The organism is Corynebacterium sp. Z-1, assembly GCF_031844665.1.
Classification (GTDB): Bacteria; Actinomycetota; Actinomycetes; order Mycobacteriales; family Mycobacteriaceae; genus Corynebacterium; species Corynebacterium sanguinis.
In genome coordinates this window covers 1,742,159-1,758,950 of record NZ_CP134621.1, presented here as the reverse complement: position 1 = coordinate 1,758,950, position 16,792 = coordinate 1,742,159, and the positions used below count along the sequence as shown (strand labels likewise).

Genomic DNA, 16,792 nt, shown 5'->3' with positions numbered 1-16,792 from the left:
CCACGTTACCGGAGCCCCGTTTAGGCCATCCGGCGTTTGCCGTGCGCCCAGAGGAAGGCGCTAAAGGCGACGACCACCGAGGACATGGCGATGTGCAGCGGCACCGTCCAGCGCGGAACGCCGAGGTAGAACTGGGTTACGCCCACGGCCCACTGGACGACGATCATGGCGACGAGCACCAAGGCGGTGTTGAACGCGTCCTTCGGCGCCTGCGAACGGCGCAGCAGATAAACGGCGACGAGCGTGGAAATGAGGTAGATGTACATGCACGCGGCGTGGACGTAGGCGAGGACCTCGGTGTCGAGTGCCAAACGGCCCTCCATGCCGACCCCGCTGTCGCCCGAGTGCGGGCCCGAACCGGTGACCATCGTGCCGGTCACCAGCACGAAGCTCAGCGCGACAGCCGCGACGACCACGGCCGTGCGGGCGCTACCGTCGTAGCGCGTGACGACGGGCGCGTCGTCCGGCTCACTGATGCGCATGTAGAGCACGGCTGCGATCCACACCAGCACCATCGAGGGCAGGAAGTGCACGGCCACCGCCCACCAGTGCAGGTTGACCAGCACGGAGATCCCGCCGAGTAGCGCCTGCAGCGCCACGCCGGCGATGGAGAGCAAGCCCAGTAGCTTGACGTGCCAGCGGCGCTGCGCCCTGTACACCGCCACCGTCACCGCGACCGCAGCCGCCGCGACGACGAAGGTCAGCATGCGGTTGCCAAACTCGATGGCCTGGTGGATCGCGGGCGCGGCGCCCGGCACGGGCACGAGCGAGCCTTCGTGGCACAACGGCCAGGTGTTGCAGCCGAGGCCCGAGCCCGTGACGCGCACGAGCGAGCCGGTCACCGTGATGCCGCCCTGGCACAGGAGCAGGATCATCGCGAGGACGCGCTGCAGCTTCAGGGATGGGCCCACGGTCGTTTTAACAGGGGTGTTCACGTCAACACCGGTACCTTCCACGTATCAAACTTAAGATTGATTCTTAGCTTAACCCACGCCTCGGCCGTTCTAGCCATCGAAGCGGAACCAGCGGGCGGCGGCGGTGACGGCGACAGCCACCCACACCGTTAGCGCGATCCACGCCCCGGAGTCCACGCTCAGGTGCAGCGCCTGCGTCAGCGCACCCGCCAGGGCGACGGTGGGCACCAGGTTGTACCAGCCGGCCTCGACCAGGTTGCCCGAGTAAGTGACCCACCCCAAGATGCCGACCAAAATCAGCCACAGCAGGTTGGCCAGGGCGAGGACGAGCTCGGAACTCATGGTGCCACCGAGCAGCAACCCCAGGGCGGTGAAACACGCCACGCCGAGCAGCAGCGTCACCCCGCCGAACAGGGCGCCGCCGACGGGGACGCGCCAACCCAAGGCGACGGCGATCGCGCCGAGGACGACGATCTGGACTGCCACCATCGCCAGCACGCCGAGAATCTTGCCCGCGATGATCGTCCATGCCGGCACCCCGGAGGCGCCGGTGCGCTTGAGCGCGCCGTAGCGGCGGTCGAACGCCAACGCGATCGCCTGGCCGGTAAAGCCCGCGCTGCTCGCCGCCACGGCAAACACCACCGGCACGAGGTGGTCGAGGCGCGCGGGCGAGTCAGCCCCGGGGATCGGCAGCTTCGCGGCGGCGACGAGGATCACAGCGGGGATGATCAGGTTGAGCAGCAGCTGCTCACCGTGGCGCAGCATGAGCAACGCCTCGATGCGCCCCTGCGCCAGCGCCATCCGGGTTACGGAAGCGCGGCGGGGGCGCGGGGTAAACGTGCCTTCGGCAAGTTCTAGAGCCATGCTGATCCTTTCCTAGCTGCGCAGCTCGCGGCCGGTAATGTCGAGGAAAACGTCCTCGAGCGTGCGGTGCGCGACGCTGAACTCGCGCAGCAAAACGCCCTGGGCGTCGGCTTCGCGCGCGAGCGTGGCGACGACCTCCGGAGTCGCTCCGCCGGAGATCTGGTAGCGCAGCGGCCGGGTGGCTTGGACGGTCAGGGAGTGCGCGGACAGGGCGTCGTTAAGCGGCGCGATGGCGAGCTCGCGGTCGGTGCTGAGCGTGATCAGCGGGAAGGAGTCGTGGCTGGTCAGCTCGGCGGTGGTGCCTTGGGCGACGACGGCGCCGCGGTCGATGATGACGACCTTGTCGGCGAGTGCTTCGGCCTCGTCCATGAGGTGGGTGGTTAGGATCACGGTGACCCCGTCGCGCTTCATCGCGGAGATGATGTCCCACACCGCGAGGCGCGATTGGGCGTCCATCCCGGCGGTCGGCTCGTCGAGGAAGATCAGCTCAGGGCGCCCGATCATCGCCAGCGCCAGAGACAGTCGCTGCTGCTGGCCGCCCGAGAGGCGCCGGTAGGTGGTCTTTTCCACCCCGCGCAGGCCAAGCAGGTCGATTAGCCAGTCCGGATCGAGGGGGTCTTCGTTGTAGCGGGCGGTGAGCTCGAGCATTTCGCGGACGCGGATACCGGAGTAGGAGCCGCCACCTTGCAGCATGATGCCGATGCGCGAGCGCACCTTCGCGGGCTCGGCGGACGGGTCGAGACCCAGTACAGAGATTCTGCCGCTGGTGGGTTTGGTAAAGCCCTCGCACATCTCGACGGTGGTGGTTTTGCCCGCACCGTTGGGGCCGAGGAGTGCAAGGATCTCACCGCGGGCGGCGGTGAAAGAGAGGCCGTCTACGGCCACGATGTCGCGGTATGTCTTGGAAACGTTGTCCAGGACAAGTGCATCACTCATGGCTGGCTAGTTTAGACTCCTGCGACCGAATCGCCGGTACCACCACCAGCCGGCAGCGCAGATCACAGCGAAACCGGTGGCGGCGATTGTGTAGATGGTGATCACCGCTCCCGGGTTCAGCGCCAGGCCGCGCGGCAGCACGAGGAAGCTGAACACCGCGCTGTAGATGACCACCGCGGCGCGGAAGAACAGACGGTTGGCCCACGCCGCCAGCGGCAGGATGGCCCACAGCGGGTACCAGGGGTGGACGACGGGGAAGAGGATCACCAGCACGAGCGTGGCCACACCTAAGCCCCCTACCGGGTGGATCGTGCCGCGGTAGGTCGCCCACAGCATGCGGATCATGAACGCGGCGGCGACTATTAGGCCCGCCCCGCGCGTGATCGCCAGCATGGCCTCGATGTGGTCGCCGAGGCCCAGTAGCATCCCGATGTTGCCCGCGATGACCCCGACATCGGTGGTAACCGAGAGCCAGCTGCGTATCGACGCCGCCCCTCCCTGGCCCGTCACCCAGCCGAAACCGATGCCGGTCAGCAGCGAGAAAACCACCGTGGTGGCGACCATGAGCGCGGCCTGCGTGGCGGCGGCGAGGGCGATCGCCGCCACCCCGGGCAGCCGCGACGACCACGCCCGCGCCAGCGCCATGCCGATGAATCCGAGGGCGATAAAGCCCGTGACCTTGACCAGCCCCGCGCAGGTGATGAGGGCCCCGCTTGCCACAAGCAGGCCCGCGGCGGCGGCGTTGCGCGGGCCGAGGGCGTCGATCCCGCGCAGGCCCAACTCTATCCCGACAAGCAGGAAGCCAAGCAGGATGGCCTCGTTATGGATGCCGCCGACCAGGTGCAGGATGGTCAGCGGGTTGAGCACACCCAGCCACAGCGCCGCGGCGGGGGAGACGCGGCAGCGGCGCGCAAGCGCCACCACGCCCCACGCGGCGGCGCCGATCCCCACCAGCGACACCAGGCGGTGGGCGATAACACCGAGCACGATCGAATCGTGCGTCAGCCACGACACCGCCGCGGAGATGCCCAGCGCCACGGGCCCGTAAGGGCTCGGCGACTGCGCCCAGATAAATGGCACGGAGCGCGCCAGGTGGTTCTCGGTGCCCAGGATCTCGACAGGGCCCGCGGCGTAGGGGTCGAGGCCCTGGCGCACAATCGAGCCCTGCGCCAGGTAGGAGTAGATGTCCTGGGTAAAAAGCGGGGCGGTCAGGATCAACGGGATGACCCAGGCGACAAAGGTGCGCACGATCACGCCCTTGCCCACCCGAGCGGGGGTGCTGCCCGCGCCGACGAACGGCGCCATGAGCACCCACGCGACTACGAGCAGGCCCACGCCGATGAGGATCAGCGCGGAGGAGGTCTGCAGCATGCGTCCCATCACGGCGCCGCCGGGGAAGAGTGCGTACGGGTTGTCCACCACGGGCAGCGCCCCGCCGCCGAGGCCGCCGAGGCCCATGAGGATCGTGCCCACGAGCCCGATGAAGCGCAGCACAGCGAAGCGGTTGAGCTCGGCTACCGACGCTCGGGACGCTTGGGCGGGGTGGGCGTCGCCAAGCGAGCTTTCGTGTAGCTCTGCCGAGCGCGACCCGGGCCGGCCCAGCCTGGGTAAAACCCGCGGAAGGACGTTCACAACCGAGGAGTCTACAAAACGAGGCACCTGCGACGGGGGCTCACATGCGGAATTAATTTGAACACACTAGTGTTGGATAAAGGCGAATGAGAAAACTCGAAGTGGACCCAAGGATCGGAGGTGTGGACATGGCTCGCAATGCGGAACAGACGCGCTCCATCGGCGGGCAAACGCGCCGCGAGGTGATGTCGCTGCTGCTTAAGCACGGCCCCGTCAGCGCCGCCGACCTCGGAGTCCACCTCGGCCTCTCCGCCGCAGGTGTACGACGCCACCTGGACAAACTGGTTGACGAGCAGCTCGCAGAGACGTGCGAACCGAACCCGGTAGCGGGGGAGGAGTCCAGCCGCGGCCGGCCGGCGAAACACTACCGCCTGACCGACGACGGCCGCGAGCACTTCGGCAGCCAGTACGATAGCCTCGCCGCCGACGCGATCGACATCGTGCGACAAATCGGCGGCGATGAGGCTGTCAAGGAGCTGGCGCGCGCGAGGATCGACAAGATCCTCGAGGGCGTCGAACCCGCAGCCGAGTCCGGCGAGGACATCGAGGCGGTCGCCCGCGACCTCGCGGACGCGCTCGACGACAATGGCTACGCCGCGACAGTGACGCGGGCGGGGATGGGTATCCAGATCTGCCAGCACCACTGCCCGGTATCGGCCGTCGCCGCCCGGCACCCGGAAATCTGCGAGGCGGAGCACGAGGCCATCTCGGAGCTCGTCGGAAAGCACGTTCAACCGCTCGCCATGATCGCGGACGGCAACGGAATTTGCACGACCAACATTCCCCTCGTCGCTGTGGGCAAAACCGCCGCAGCGCGCGAGACACACACCGAAAGGAGCGGAGATCTTGACTGAGACAACTCCCGCACCCGGCCTGGAAAGGCCGATGAACGACGACGAAATTATTGAGTCCATTGGCGCCTACAACTACGGCTGGCACGACTCTGACGCAGCCGGCGCCGCCGCGCGCCGCGGCCTGAGCCCAGATGTGGTCAAGGACATTTCCCGCATCAAGGAAGAGCCCGAGTGGATGCTCAACCAGCGCCTGAAGGCGCTCGAGGTCTTTGAGAAGAAGCCGATGCCGACCTGGGGCGCTGACCTGAGCGGCATCGACTTCGACAACATCAAGTACTACGTCCGCTCGACCGAGAAGCAGGCCACCTCGTGGGAGGATCTGCCCGAGGACATTAAGAACACCTACGACAAGCTCGGCATCCCCGAGGCGGAGAAGCAGCGCCTGGTCGCGGGCGTGGCAGCGCAGTACGAGTCCGAGGTGGTCTACCACCAGATCCGCGAGGACCTGGAGGAGAAGGGCGTTATCTTCGTCGACACCGACACCGCCCTGCGCGAGCACGAGGACATTTTCAAGGAGTACTTCGGCTCGGTGATCCCGGCCGGCGACAACAAGTTCTCCGCGCTTAACTCCGCCGTGTGGTCTGGTGGCTCCTTCATCTACGTGCCGCCGGGGGTCCACGTGGACATCCCGCTGCAGGCCTACTTCCGCATTAACACGGAGAACATGGGCCAGTTCGAGCGCACCCTGATCATCGTCGACGAGGACGCCTACGTGCACTACGTCGAGGGCTGCACCGCGCCGATTTACAAGTCCGACTCCCTGCACTCCGCGGTGGTCGAGATCATCGTGAAGAAGGGCGGGCGCTGCCGCTACACCACCATCCAGAACTGGTCGAACAACGTCTACAACCTAGTGACCAAGCGCGCCAAGGCCGAAGAGGGTGCGACCATGGAGTGGGTCGACGGCAACATCGGGTCGAAGGTAACCATGAAGTACCCGGCCGTGTGGATGACCGGCCCCTACGCCAAGGGTGAGGTCCTTTCCGTGGCGTTCGCTGGCGAGGGCCAGTTCCAGGACACCGGCGCGAAGATGACGCACATGGCGCCGCACACGTCGTCGTCGATCGTGTCCAAGTCGGTTGCCCGCGGCGGCGGCCGCGCGGCCTACCGCGGCCTGGTGCAGATCAACCAGAACGCCCACCACTCCGCGTCCAACGTCGAGTGCGACGCGCTGCTGGTGGACAATATCTCGCGCTCGGACACCTACCCGTACAACGACATCCGCAACGACCACGTCACCCTCGGCCACGAGGCGAAGGTGTCGAAGGTCAGCGAGGAGCAGCTGTTCTACCTGATGTCGCGCGGCATCGCGGAGGAAGAGGCGATGGCGATGATCGTCCGCGGCTTCGTCGAGCCGATCGCGAAGGAGCTGCCGATGGAGTACGCCCTCGAGCTCAACCGTCTTATCGAACTGCAAATGGAAGGATCGGTGGGTTAACCCATGGCGGATACCGCTGTTAAGAACGCCTCCGGCGTCAACAACAAGGGCGATATGCCCGTCTCCTACACCGTCGACGACTTCGCCGTTCCGGGCGGTCGCGACGAGGATTGGCGCTTCATCTCGCTGCGCCGCCTGCGCGGCCTCCACAACGGCACCTTCGCGCCGCTTACCGACGCCCGCATCAACGTCGAGGGCCCGTCCGAGGTGATCGTGGAGACGGTCTCGCCTGACGACGACCGCCTCAAGGCCGCCGGCGGCCCCGTCGACCGCGTCGCCGCGCAGGCGTGGACGGGGGCGACCTCCGGCACGATCGTGAAGATCCCGGACAACGCCGAGCTCACCGAGCCCGTCACGGTGACCATCACCGGCGCGGGCTTGGACGCCACGACGTTCGCCACCGTTCTCGTTGAGTCCGGTGTCAACTCCGCGGCGACCGTGATCGTCCGCTACACCGGCTCCGGCACCCACGCCGACAACGTCAACTGGCTGATCGGCGACAACTCGCGCGTCTACGCGGTCGTCGACACGGAGTGGGCCGACGACGGCGTTCACCTCGGCGCGCAGTCGATCGTGGTGGGCCGCGACGCGACCCTGCGCCACACCGTTGCCAGCTTCGGCGGCGAGGTCACCCGCGTCACCCCGCGCGTGAAGTTCACCGCCCCGGGCGGCGACGTGGAGCTGACCGGCGTGTACTTCGCCGACGACGGCCAGTACATCGAGAACAGGCTGCTGGTGGACCACAGCGTGCCCAACTGCCGCTCCAACGTGCTCTACAAGGGCGCGCTGCAGGGAGACAAGAACTCGGACAAGCCGGACGCTCGCACCTGCTGGGTGGGCGACGTGCTGATCCGCGCGGAGGCCCAGGGCACCGACACCTACGAGACCAACCGCAACATGGTGCTTACCGACGGCGCCCGCGCCGACGCGATCCCGAACCTGGAGATCGAGACCGGCGAGATCGCCGGCGCAGGCCACGCCGCAACGGTCGGCCGCTTCGACGAGGAGCAGGTGTTCTACCTGCGTGCTCGAGGCATCCCGACGGAAGAGGCGACGCGCCTGATCATCCGCGGCTTCTTCAACGAGGTCCTCAACAAGATCCCGGTGGAGTCCGTCCGCGACGAGCTCATCGCCCGGGTTTCCGGCGAGCTCGAGCACGCAAACCTCTAACCCCTGCCCACCTCAGAAACGGAAAGAACACGTATGTCTACTCTCGAAATCAAGAACCTGCACGCTAACGTCCTGCCGAACGAAGAGGGCCAGGAGCCGACCCCGATTCTCAAGGGCGTCAACCTGACCATCAAGTCCGGTGAGACCCACGCCATCATGGGCCCGAACGGCTCCGGCAAGTCCACCCTGGCCTACACCATCGCCGGCCACCCGAAGTACGAGGTGACCGACGGCGAGGTGCTCCTCGACGGCGAGAACCTGCTGGAGATGGAGGTCGACGAGCGTGCCCGCGCGGGCCTGTTCCTGGCCATGCAGTACCCGGTTGAGGTCCCCGGCGTCTCCTCGTCGAACTTCATGCGCTCCGCCGTGACCGCCGTGCGCGGCGAGGCACCCAAGCTGCGGGAGTGGGTCAGCGAGCTCAACGCAGCGCGCGACTCCCTGCAGATGGACGCATCCTTTTCCGAGCGCTCGGTCAATGAGGGCTTCTCGGGCGGCGAGAAGAAGCGCCACGAGGTCATGCAGCTCGCGCTGATGAAGCCGAAGTTTGCCGTGATGGACGAGACCGACTCCGGCCTCGACGTCGACGCGCTGCGCATCGTCTCCGATGGCATCAACCGCTACCAGGAGGAAACCAACGGTGGCGTGCTCATGATCACCCACTACAAGCGCATCCTGAACTATGTCACCCCGGACTTCGTCCACATCTTCGCCGACGGCAAGATCGTCACCACCGGCGGCGCTGAGCTGGCCGACGTCCTCGAGTCTGAGGGCTACGAGAAGTTTATCTAATGGTCTATACACACCCAGACGGAACGCTCGACGTGGACGCCATCCGCGCCGAGTTTCCGATCCTGTCCCGAACGGTTCGCGGTGGCAAGCCGCTGGTCTACCTCGACTCCGGCGCGACTTCGCAGCGCCCGGAGCGCGTGTGGAACGCTGAGCGGGACTTCGTTCTAAACACCTTCGCGCCGGTCCACCGCGGCTCTTACCAGCTCGCGGAGGAGGCGACCGACGCCTATGAGTCCGCGCGCGAGAAGATCGCCGCGTTCGTGGGCGCGCAGGGCCACGAGATCGCGTTTACCAAGAACGCGACCGAGGCGCTCAACGCCGTCGCCTTCGTGCTTGGCGACGACCGCGCCGGCAGCCTCCGCGTCGGCGAGGGCGACACCATCGTGGTCACCGAGCTCGAGCACCACGCCAACCTCGTGCCCTGGCAGGAGCTGGCGCGGCGCACGGGCGCAACCCTGAAGTGGTACGCGATGACCCCGGACGGCCGCATCGACCTCGACTCGCTCGAGCTCGATGAGAGCGTGAAGGTGGTGGCGTTTACGCACCAGTCGAACGTGACCGGTGCGCACGCCGATGTGCCGGAGATGGTGCGCCGCGCCAAGGCGGTCGGCGCGCTGACCGTGCTGGACGCGTGCCAGTCGGTTCCGCACATGCCGGTGGACTTCCACGAGCTGGGCGTGGATTTCGCCGGGTTCTCCGGCCACAAGATGTGCGGCCCCTCGGGCGTCGGCGTGCTGTACGGCAGGGGCGACCTGCTGGACAAGCTCCCGCCGTTTCTCACCGGTGGCTCGATGATCGAGGTGGTTAAGATGGAGGGCTCCACCTACGCGCCGGCGCCGCAGCGCTTCGAGGCGGGCACCCAGATGACCAGCCAGGTCGTGGGTCTCGGCGCGGCCGTCGACTTCCTCACCGAGGTGGGCATGGAGGCCGTGGCGCGCCACGAGCACGAGCTGACCGCCTACGCGCTTAAGAAGATGCAGGCCATCGAGGGCCTGGCCATCGCCGGCCCGCTTACCGCCGAGAAGCGCGGCGGCGCCATCGCTTTTACGGTCGACGGCGTTCACCCGCACGACCTCGGCCAGGTGCTCGACTCCGAGGGCGTGGCGATTCGCACCGGGCACCACTGCGCGTGGCCGGCGCACCGCGGCCTTGAGGTGCAGGCGACCTCGCGGGCGAGCTTCTACCTGTACAACACTCTGGACGAGGTCGACGCGCTCGTCGCGGCCATCGGCAAGGCGAAGGAGTTCTTCGGCGCATGAACCTAGAAGCGATGTACCAAGAGGTCATCCTCGACCACTACAAGAACCCGCAGCACGCCGGGTTGCGCGACCCGTTCGACGCCGAGGTGCACCACGTCAACCCATCGTGCGGCGACGAGATCACCCTGCGCGTTTCGCTTTCCGACGACAACGCCACCGTGGCCGATGTCTCGTACGACGCGACGGGGTGTTCGATCTCGCAGGCGTCGACAAGCGTGATGGCGGAAGAGATCATCGGCTTGAGCCTCGGCGAGGCGCTGGCGAAGCTGGCGGCCTTCGAGGAGATGGTTACCTCGCGCGGGACAGTCGAGGGCGACCCCGAGGTGATCGGCGACGGCGTCGCGTTCGGCGGCGTCGCAAAGTTCCCCGCCCGAGTCAAGTGCGCGCTGCTGGGGTGGAAGGCCTTCCAGGCCGCCACCGCGGACGCGCTCGAAAATGAAGGAGACAACAATGGCTGAATCCAACTTTGAGGGCGCGGGGCAGCGCCCGCCGCAGACCGAGGAGCAGATCAAGCTCGCCGGCGAGGCGGCCGAGTACATGCACGACGTGATCGACCCGGAGCTGGGCATCAACGTCGTCGACCTCGGTCTGGTCTACGACCTGTGGATCGAGGAGGAGGATGACGCCACCAAGGCGATCATCAACATGACGCTCACCTCGCCCGCCTGCCCGCTGACCGACGTCATCGAGGACCAGACCACCACCGCGATCACGGCGAACACCGACGTCGACGAGGTCGTGATCAACTGGGTGTGGATGCCGCCGTGGGGCCCGCAGATGATCACCGAGGAGGGCCGCGAGCAGCTGCGCGCGCTCGGGTTCGCGGTCTAGGCCTCGCATCCGGGCCGCGGGGTATCTCCCCGCCGCTACCGCTCTTTCATCCAGCTAACGAGGTAGATGAACCACGGAGCGCCCACGAAGGTGATGGACGCGGTCTTTGCCCATAAAGGCGCTTCGTGGACATCGAATACATAGAAAGCCGCTGCCCACAGGATCGCAACTAGGAACAGAAAGACCAGCGAGATTCCTAAACCTTGAATAGTTGCATCGTCCCGCTCCTAACAATTGACCAAACTGGACGCTAGTCCCGTTGCGCCACCCTCGATCGCGATCTTGGCAACTCATCCCACTGTGCCGTACGTAGAGAAGCCATGGTAGGTGGCTCGAACGTGCACTGTGTGTTCGACCCCTCCGCTCCTAGTGACCGAGTGAGGCAAAAACCAAGTGGTTGCAGCGCAACTTAAAAACTATCCTTCTACCGACATAACTGTCTATGCACTTTCGCCTACTCTTTGTCCGCGGTTTTTAAACCAATCGGTTACAGCCACCAATCGTTTTTGCATCGCAGCCAGCACGGTCACTGTGTTCGGGCACCTGGTTGGTACAGTAGTTCCCCGTGATTGTTACCCAAGACCTCGAAGTTCGCGTCGGCGCGCGCACCCTGCTCAGTGCCCCCGGCCAGCATCTGCGGGTCCAGCCGGGTGACCGCATCGGCCTGGTCGGGCGCAACGGCGCCGGCAAGACCACGACGATGCGCATTCTGTCGGGGGAGACCGAGCCGTACGGCGGTTCGCTGATCCGCTCCGGCGACATCGGTTACCTCCCGCAGGACTCCAAGGAGGGTGATATCGACCAGACGGCGCGCGACAGGGTGCTCTCGGCGCGCGGGCTCGACGAGATCCGCCGCGGGATGGACAAGCAGCAGGAGCTGATGGAACGCCTCGAGGGGACGCAGCGCGACAAGGCCATCGCCAAATACTCGCGCCTGGAGGAGCGATTCCAGGCGCTCGGCGGCTACGAGGCCGACGCGGAGGCGGCGCAGATCTGCGACAACCTGGGCCTGCCGGCGCGCATCCTCGACCAACCGTTAAAAACCCTGTCGGGCGGGCAGCGCCGCCGCGTCGAGCTCGCCCAAATCCTGTTCGCCGCCAACAATGGCTCGGGTAAGTCGACCACGACGCTGCTTCTCGACGAGCCCACCAACCACCTCGACGCCGACTCCATTAGCTGGCTGCGCGGCTTTTTGTCCAAGCACGAGGGCGGGCTGATCATGATCTCGCACGACGTCGACCTGCTTGACGACGTCTGCAACAAGGTGTGGTTCCTCGACGCGGTGCGCGCCGAGGCCGACGTCTACAACATGAGCTTTTCCAAGTACAAGGACGCGCGGGCCCTTGACGAGGCGCGGCGGCGCCGCGAGCGCGCGAACGCCGAAAAGAAAGCCTCGGCGCTGCAGAAGCAGGCCGCGAAGCTGGGGGCGAAGGCCACGAAGGCGTCGGCCGCGAAGCAGATGCTGGCGCGCGCGGAGCGGATGATGGGCTCGCTTGACGACGTCCGCGTCGCCGACAAGGTCGCCGCCATCAGCTTTCCGGAGCCCGCGCCGTGCGGCAAGACTCCGCTGTACGGCAAGGGCCTAACCAAGATGTACGGCTCGCTCGAGGTGTTCGCCGGGGTGGACCTGGCGATCGATAAGGGCTCGCGCGTGGTGGTGCTGGGCACCAACGGCGCGGGTAAGACCACTCTGCTCAAGTTGCTCGCTGGGGTGGAGCGCACGGACGGTGAGGGCGGTCTGGTGTCGGGCCACGGGCTGAAGATCGGCTACTTCGCGCAGGAGCACGACACGATCGACGGCGAGCGCTCGGTGTGGGAGAACACGATCGCGGCCTGCCCTGACGCGGGCCAGCAGGACCTTCGCGGCCTGCTCGGTGCGTTCATGTTCTCCGGCGACAAGCTCGACCAGCCGGCCGGGACGCTCTCGGGCGGCGAGAAGACCCGCCTCGCGCTGGCCACGCTCGTCTCCTCGCGCGCGAACGTGCTGCTTCTCGACGAGCCCACCAACAACCTCGACCCCCAGTCGCGCGAGCAGGTGCTGGACGCGCTGAAAACCTACACTGGCGCGGTAGTGCTGGTCACCCACGACCCGGGCGCGGTGCGGGCGCTGGAGCCCGAGCGTGTGATCATCATGCCCGAAGGTGACGAGGATTTATGGAATGACGAATACATGGAGATTGTTGAACTGGCCTGATACCGTTGCGCCATGTTCTTCGGAAATGATTCCCGACAGGCCATCGACCGCCTCACCGTGCGCGTAGCCGAGCTCGAACGCAGCGTCGCCGCCCTATCCAAGCAGGCGGGGATCGCGACACCCGAGCGCAAACCCCTCGCATCCGGTGAGGTTCGCCGGCTGCTGGCGGAGGGCAAAACAATCGCCGCCATCAAACAGCTGCGCATTGAGACAGGTCTCGGACTGGCTGAGGCGAAGCGGGTTATCGACCGCATCCAGGCCGGCGAGGACCTCTAGCAGCGTCTAGTTCCGGCGATAGCGGCGCGCGAAATTTTCCATCACGCGGTTATTCGAGCTGAAATCCGCGGCGTAGGCAGTAGTCAGGATCGAATCTAACTCGGTGGGATCGAAGTAGGCGCGGTCCGCATACACCCTCAGCCTGAGTTCGAGTGCCTCAGCCGTAAGCTCCGGATGAAACTGTGTGGCGTAGATGTTGCTTTTCACCCGGAACATCTGGATTGGGCAGTGTTGCCCCGTCACCAGCACAGTCGCTCCCTCCGGCAGTGTTTCAACCGCCTCCTTATGGCCGACGATGCTGGTGAATGTGCCCGGCACACCATCGAGAATCGGGTCAATTGCCCCCGCCTCGTTCAATAAGAGCTCGACTGTACCCGCATCCTCGGCAAACCTGTTACCGAGTCGGGCTCCGATGGCTGTGCCGATCGCTCCGATGCCGTAGCAGGCACCCATGAGTGGAAAGTCACGGGCAACAGCCGCTGCGACAAGTGTGCCGATTTCACGCTCGACCCGTAGCTGCAGTTGGGACTTGCTCAAGTCGGTGTTGTTGAATGGGCTTCCGCCGAGGATGATGCCCGAGTAGTCCTCGAAGCGAACCTCACCCAGCGGCGCAGCCTCAACACGGCGTTGCTCGATGGCCGCTGCGGGAAGGCCCATTGCAGTGGCAAAGCTGTTCAGCTCCTCGGCAGCCGTTTCATCCTCCGGCCGGGTGCTCAGGAGCAGAAATGGTCGCTGGGTCATGCTGAAGAATTTACAGCAGGCGCTGACCTTTGGCGGAACCGCTGTAGAAACGTACTCGAGTCACTGCGACAGGAACACTGCGTTGCCAGAAGAAAGTGTCCTTTGACGCCTGGATTGGAACGGTCAGCGAAAGTTCCGTGTCTGTGCCAGATGGTCCGCCGACGACGAGTTCATCGTCCGTTACGTAACTCGGATAGACCCGCTCGGAGGCCAGCGCAGCCCACATAAAAGCAAGTCCCCATAGTGAGATAACGAGCGCGAGTAGGCGAATCGTTCCTACGGGCAGTAACAGGTGTACGCAGACCATCTCTACAGACATGACAGCGCTCAGCATGCCAACCATCTGTACTCTTCCTGCGGGATAGGGCAGAAGCCTTGCCCCGGTAGGAACATCAACACGTCCACGAAACCATTTCCAGGTATCCCGGTAAAGCTCTAGTTCGTGACGGAAGAGCCGATAACCCGGATGCTTCGATAGGTATGCGACGACCGAGCTCACCTCACTTCCCCAATCAGAGCTGCCAGTGCGAGGGATTGCGCTCCCGTCAGGTCAACGTCGTCGGGGGCGAGCGCCATATTGCCTGAATTCAGAGTGTCCACGATGCCGTTGAGGAGTGATGAGGGTAATTGTCGCCTGAGCTCAGCGATCAGAGTCTCCATTTCCTCATGGGTGGGATTAGTTTCTCCCAGCTTCCGCCAGAGTTCGACGCAGCGGTGAGTGGCCGTGACACACGTCGCGTCGCGGATGTTGCGTCGCAATTGTTCCCACGTTGCCTCTGTAGCAACGCCAGCGAGTGCCATGAGATCCAGCGAATCGAGCTCCTGTCCAAGCAAAGCCCCATCCTCAATAATGTTGCGGAGGTCTCGACGGATATCAGCAGGCACTCCGACATCTGTCTGGGACAAAGCAATCAACCGATCCCGCTGCGATAAGAGTGTCGCGATGCGTTCCTCGATCAAATTCAGCGCCCGCCCGACGGCACCCGGTTGCTTTATCTGGTTTACCGGAACCCCGGCATCCACCAAAGCGCGAGCACGCAGAATGGCTGCCACATCCGAGAGGGAGTAGTCCCTGTAGTTCGCACCCGTACGCTTCGGCTCATCCACAGCACCCGTTGTGTGCAGGTAGCGAATCGCCCGCACCGAGCACCCGGCTGCGTGGGCGACATCCGATATCCTCATGCCCCTAGTGTCCACTATGACACCGTGTCAGGGTCAACTCCTAGTTTCGGAAACCGTGCACGGGCGCTGGAATGAAGCCGCCGCGTCGGATAAATGCCTCGTTGCCGACGCTGCTCACTGGAATCACCGGGGCGTAGCCCAGCAGACCACCGAAGTTCACTTCATCGCCGGGAACCGTTCCCGGGACGGGGATAAGACGTGCAGCGGTCGTCTTATGGTTCATCACACCGATTGCGGCCTCATCTGCGATCATTCCCGCAATAAGTTCGGCGGATGTGTCACCGGGGATGGCAACCATGTCGAAACCGACCGAGCAGATCGACGTCATCGCCTCGAGCTTGTCCATCGAGATGGAGCCCGCCCGCACCGCGTCGATCATGCCCTGATCCTCCGAGACAGGGATGAAAGATCCGGAGAGACCGCCGACGCGCGAGCAGGCCATCATTCCACCTTTCTTCACGGCGTCGTTCAGCAGCGCGAGCGCAGCGGTCGTTCCGTGGGTTCCAACCTGGTCCAAACCCATCCGCTCGAGGATGTGGGCGACGGAATCGCCAATCTCTGCGGTGGGGGCGAGGGAGAGGTCCACGATGCCGAAGGGCACACCCAGACGTTTCGAGGCCAATGTTCCCACCAGCTGTCCGGCGCGCGTGATCTTGAACGCCGCCTTCTTGATTTCCTCGGCCACCTCGTTGAGACTGGCACCCTCAAGTGAGCCGATCGCATGGTCGACGACACCGGGCCCGGAAACACCCACCGATACCACCGTGTCCGGCTCCTCGATACCGTGGAAGGCCCCCGCCATGAAGGGGTTGTCTCCCACCGCGTTGGCGAAGACGACGAGCTTGGCACAGGCAATGGAGGATTCCTCGGCCGTTAGTTCCGCAGCCTGTTTGACCACCTGACCCATCTGGGCCACAGCGTCCATGTTGATGCCCGCGCGCGAGGTGGCCACGTTGACCGATCCACACACATTGCTCGTCGTAGCTAAGGCCTCCGGTATCGAGGCGATAAGGCGGCGATCGGATTCCGTCATGCCTTTCTCCACGAGGGAGGAGTAGCCTCCGACGAAGTTCACGCCCAGTGCGGCGGCGGCGCGGTCAAGTGAGGCGGCGATGTCGGCGGGATTGCCATCGAGCTCCGCTGCCACGAGCGAGATGGGGGAGACCGAGATGCGCTTGTTTACGATCGGTATACCCAGTTCACGCTCGATGCCCTCGCACACCTCAACCAGGCGTGCCGCGCGCTCGGTGACACGGTCGTAGACTGCCTCGGCGGTAGCGGACATCGTCGCGCGTGCACACCCGATCAGGGAGATCCCCATGGTCACGGTGCGGATGTCGAGTCGGTAATCCTCGATCATCGCAATCACGTCGAGGATGCGGCGGGCCCTGAAGTCAATGTCTGATGCCACGGCGCTACACCTCGTTCATTGCGGTGAATAGTTCCTCTGACTGAATGCGCACCACGACACCGAGTCGCTCGCCGTTGGCGGAAAGGTGCGCCTGGAGATCCCCCATGTCAATCTCGCCCTCGGGCAGTGCAACCCGCATGATCATGGTGAAGAAGTCATCCATCAGGGTCTGGGAGACGTCGACGATGTTCAGGCCCCGTTCCGCGGCGGCGTTGGCGACACCGGCGATGATTCCGACCCGGTCCTGTCCGGTCGTGGTGATGATTGCGTGCATGTATGTGAGTGTAGAACCCCACCCCGA

The 16,792-nt window shown here is 65.0% G+C and carries 18 protein-coding genes; 9 read left to right on the top strand and 9 right to left on the bottom strand.

The features are described from left to right. Positions 1 to 20: 20 nt before the first annotated feature. From RIU96_RS08580 to mptB, 4 genes are all read right to left on the bottom strand, one after another. On the bottom strand, positions 21 to 875 hold the full coding sequence (locus RIU96_RS08580) for a COX15/CtaA family protein (protein WP_258562694.1): 855 nt from the start codon (positions 873 to 875) through the stop codon (positions 21 to 23). 129 nt (positions 876 to 1,004) lie between these two features. Continuing rightward, positions 1,005 to 1,778: an ABC transporter permease gene (locus RIU96_RS08575; protein WP_006840274.1), complete on the bottom strand. Its 774-nt coding sequence runs from the start codon at positions 1,776 to 1,778 to the stop codon at positions 1,005 to 1,007. A gap of 12 nt (positions 1,779 to 1,790) precedes the next feature. After that, positions 1,791 to 2,714 carry an ABC transporter ATP-binding protein gene (locus RIU96_RS08570; RefSeq protein ID WP_144772639.1) on the bottom strand — a complete coding sequence of 308 codons (924 nt, stop codon included), beginning with the start codon at positions 2,712 to 2,714 and terminating at the stop codon, positions 1,791 to 1,793. A 6-nt stretch (positions 2,715 to 2,720) separates the two neighbouring features. Next, a complete protein-coding gene (gene mptB, locus RIU96_RS08565) occupies positions 2,721 to 4,346 on the bottom strand; it encodes a polyprenol phosphomannose-dependent alpha 1,6 mannosyltransferase MptB (protein WP_136651245.1) in 1,626 nt (541 codons plus the stop codon). 128 nt (positions 4,347 to 4,474) lie between these two features. Between mptB and RIU96_RS08560 the strand changes: the two genes are divergently transcribed. From RIU96_RS08560 to RIU96_RS08520, 9 genes are all read left to right on the top strand, one after another. After that, positions 4,475 to 5,200 (top strand): helix-turn-helix transcriptional regulator, encoded by a 726-nt coding sequence (locus RIU96_RS08560; RefSeq protein ID WP_144741297.1) that lies wholly within the window; start codon positions 4,475 to 4,477, stop codon positions 5,198 to 5,200. A gap of 31 nt (positions 5,201 to 5,231) precedes the next feature. After that, positions 5,232 to 6,638 carry a Fe-S cluster assembly protein SufB gene (sufB, locus tag RIU96_RS08555; RefSeq protein WP_136651268.1) on the top strand — a complete coding sequence of 469 codons (1,407 nt, stop codon included), beginning with the start codon at positions 5,232 to 5,234 and terminating at the stop codon, positions 6,636 to 6,638. 3 nt (positions 6,639 to 6,641) lie between these two features. After that, positions 6,642 to 7,808, top strand: coding sequence for a Fe-S cluster assembly protein SufD (gene sufD, locus RIU96_RS08550; RefSeq protein WP_259809907.1), 1,167 nt, complete (start codon positions 6,642 to 6,644; stop codon positions 7,806 to 7,808). Between the two features lie 33 nt (positions 7,809 to 7,841). Then, complete coding sequence (gene sufC, locus RIU96_RS08545; RefSeq protein ID WP_144318244.1) at positions 7,842 to 8,597, top strand: Fe-S cluster assembly ATPase SufC; 756 nt, start codon at positions 7,842 to 7,844, stop codon at positions 8,595 to 8,597. Then, positions 8,597 to 9,856 (top strand): cysteine desulfurase, encoded by a 1,260-nt coding sequence (locus tag RIU96_RS08540; protein WP_144741291.1) that lies wholly within the window; start codon positions 8,597 to 8,599, stop codon positions 9,854 to 9,856. The genes sufC and RIU96_RS08540 overlap by 1 nt, the downstream gene beginning before the upstream one ends. After that, on the top strand, positions 9,853 to 10,314 hold the full coding sequence (sufU, locus tag RIU96_RS08535) for a Fe-S cluster assembly sulfur transfer protein SufU (RefSeq protein WP_136651250.1): 462 nt from the start codon (positions 9,853 to 9,855) through the stop codon (positions 10,312 to 10,314). Before RIU96_RS08540 ends, sufU begins: the two co-directional genes overlap by 4 nt. Next, positions 10,307 to 10,687: a metal-sulfur cluster assembly factor gene (locus tag RIU96_RS08530; RefSeq protein WP_136651251.1), complete on the top strand. Its 381-nt coding sequence runs from the start codon at positions 10,307 to 10,309 to the stop codon at positions 10,685 to 10,687. Before sufU ends, RIU96_RS08530 begins: the two co-directional genes overlap by 8 nt. 565 nt (positions 10,688 to 11,252) lie before the next feature. Next, positions 11,253 to 12,881 (top strand): ABC-F family ATP-binding cassette domain-containing protein, encoded by a 1,629-nt coding sequence (locus RIU96_RS08525; protein WP_259809910.1) that lies wholly within the window; start codon positions 11,253 to 11,255, stop codon positions 12,879 to 12,881. Positions 12,882 to 12,893: 12 nt separating this feature from the next. Further along, entirely contained in the window at positions 12,894 to 13,157 is a 264-nt protein-coding gene (locus RIU96_RS08520) for a hypothetical protein (protein WP_136651253.1), read from the top strand. A gap of 6 nt (positions 13,158 to 13,163) precedes the next feature. Here the strand turns inward: RIU96_RS08520 and RIU96_RS08515 are convergent, their stop codons facing one another. From RIU96_RS08515 to RIU96_RS08495, 5 genes are read right to left on the bottom strand one after another with little or no spacing between them, the layout of a single operon-like run. Continuing rightward, entirely contained in the window at positions 13,164 to 13,898 is a 735-nt protein-coding gene (locus RIU96_RS08515) for a glutamine amidotransferase (protein WP_144318246.1), read from the bottom strand. A gap of 10 nt (positions 13,899 to 13,908) precedes the next feature. After that, entirely contained in the window at positions 13,909 to 14,397 is a 489-nt protein-coding gene (locus RIU96_RS08510; protein WP_136652545.1) for a hypothetical protein, read from the bottom strand. After that, positions 14,394 to 15,080 (bottom strand): MerR family transcriptional regulator, encoded by a 687-nt coding sequence (locus tag RIU96_RS08505; protein ID WP_136652546.1) that lies wholly within the window; start codon positions 15,078 to 15,080, stop codon positions 14,394 to 14,396. Before RIU96_RS08505 ends, RIU96_RS08510 begins: the two co-directional genes overlap by 4 nt. 40 nt (positions 15,081 to 15,120) lie before the next feature. Continuing rightward, positions 15,121 to 16,491, bottom strand: a complete 1,371-nt coding sequence (locus RIU96_RS08500; RefSeq protein WP_136652547.1) for a PFL family protein — start codon at positions 16,489 to 16,491, stop codon at positions 15,121 to 15,123. 4 nt (positions 16,492 to 16,495) lie between these two features. Continuing rightward, the gene (locus RIU96_RS08495; RefSeq protein WP_136652548.1) at positions 16,496 to 16,765 is read right to left on the bottom strand and encodes an ACT domain-containing protein; all 270 of its coding nucleotides are present in this window, start codon (positions 16,763 to 16,765) and stop codon (positions 16,496 to 16,498) included. Positions 16,766 to 16,792 lie beyond the last annotated feature (27 nt).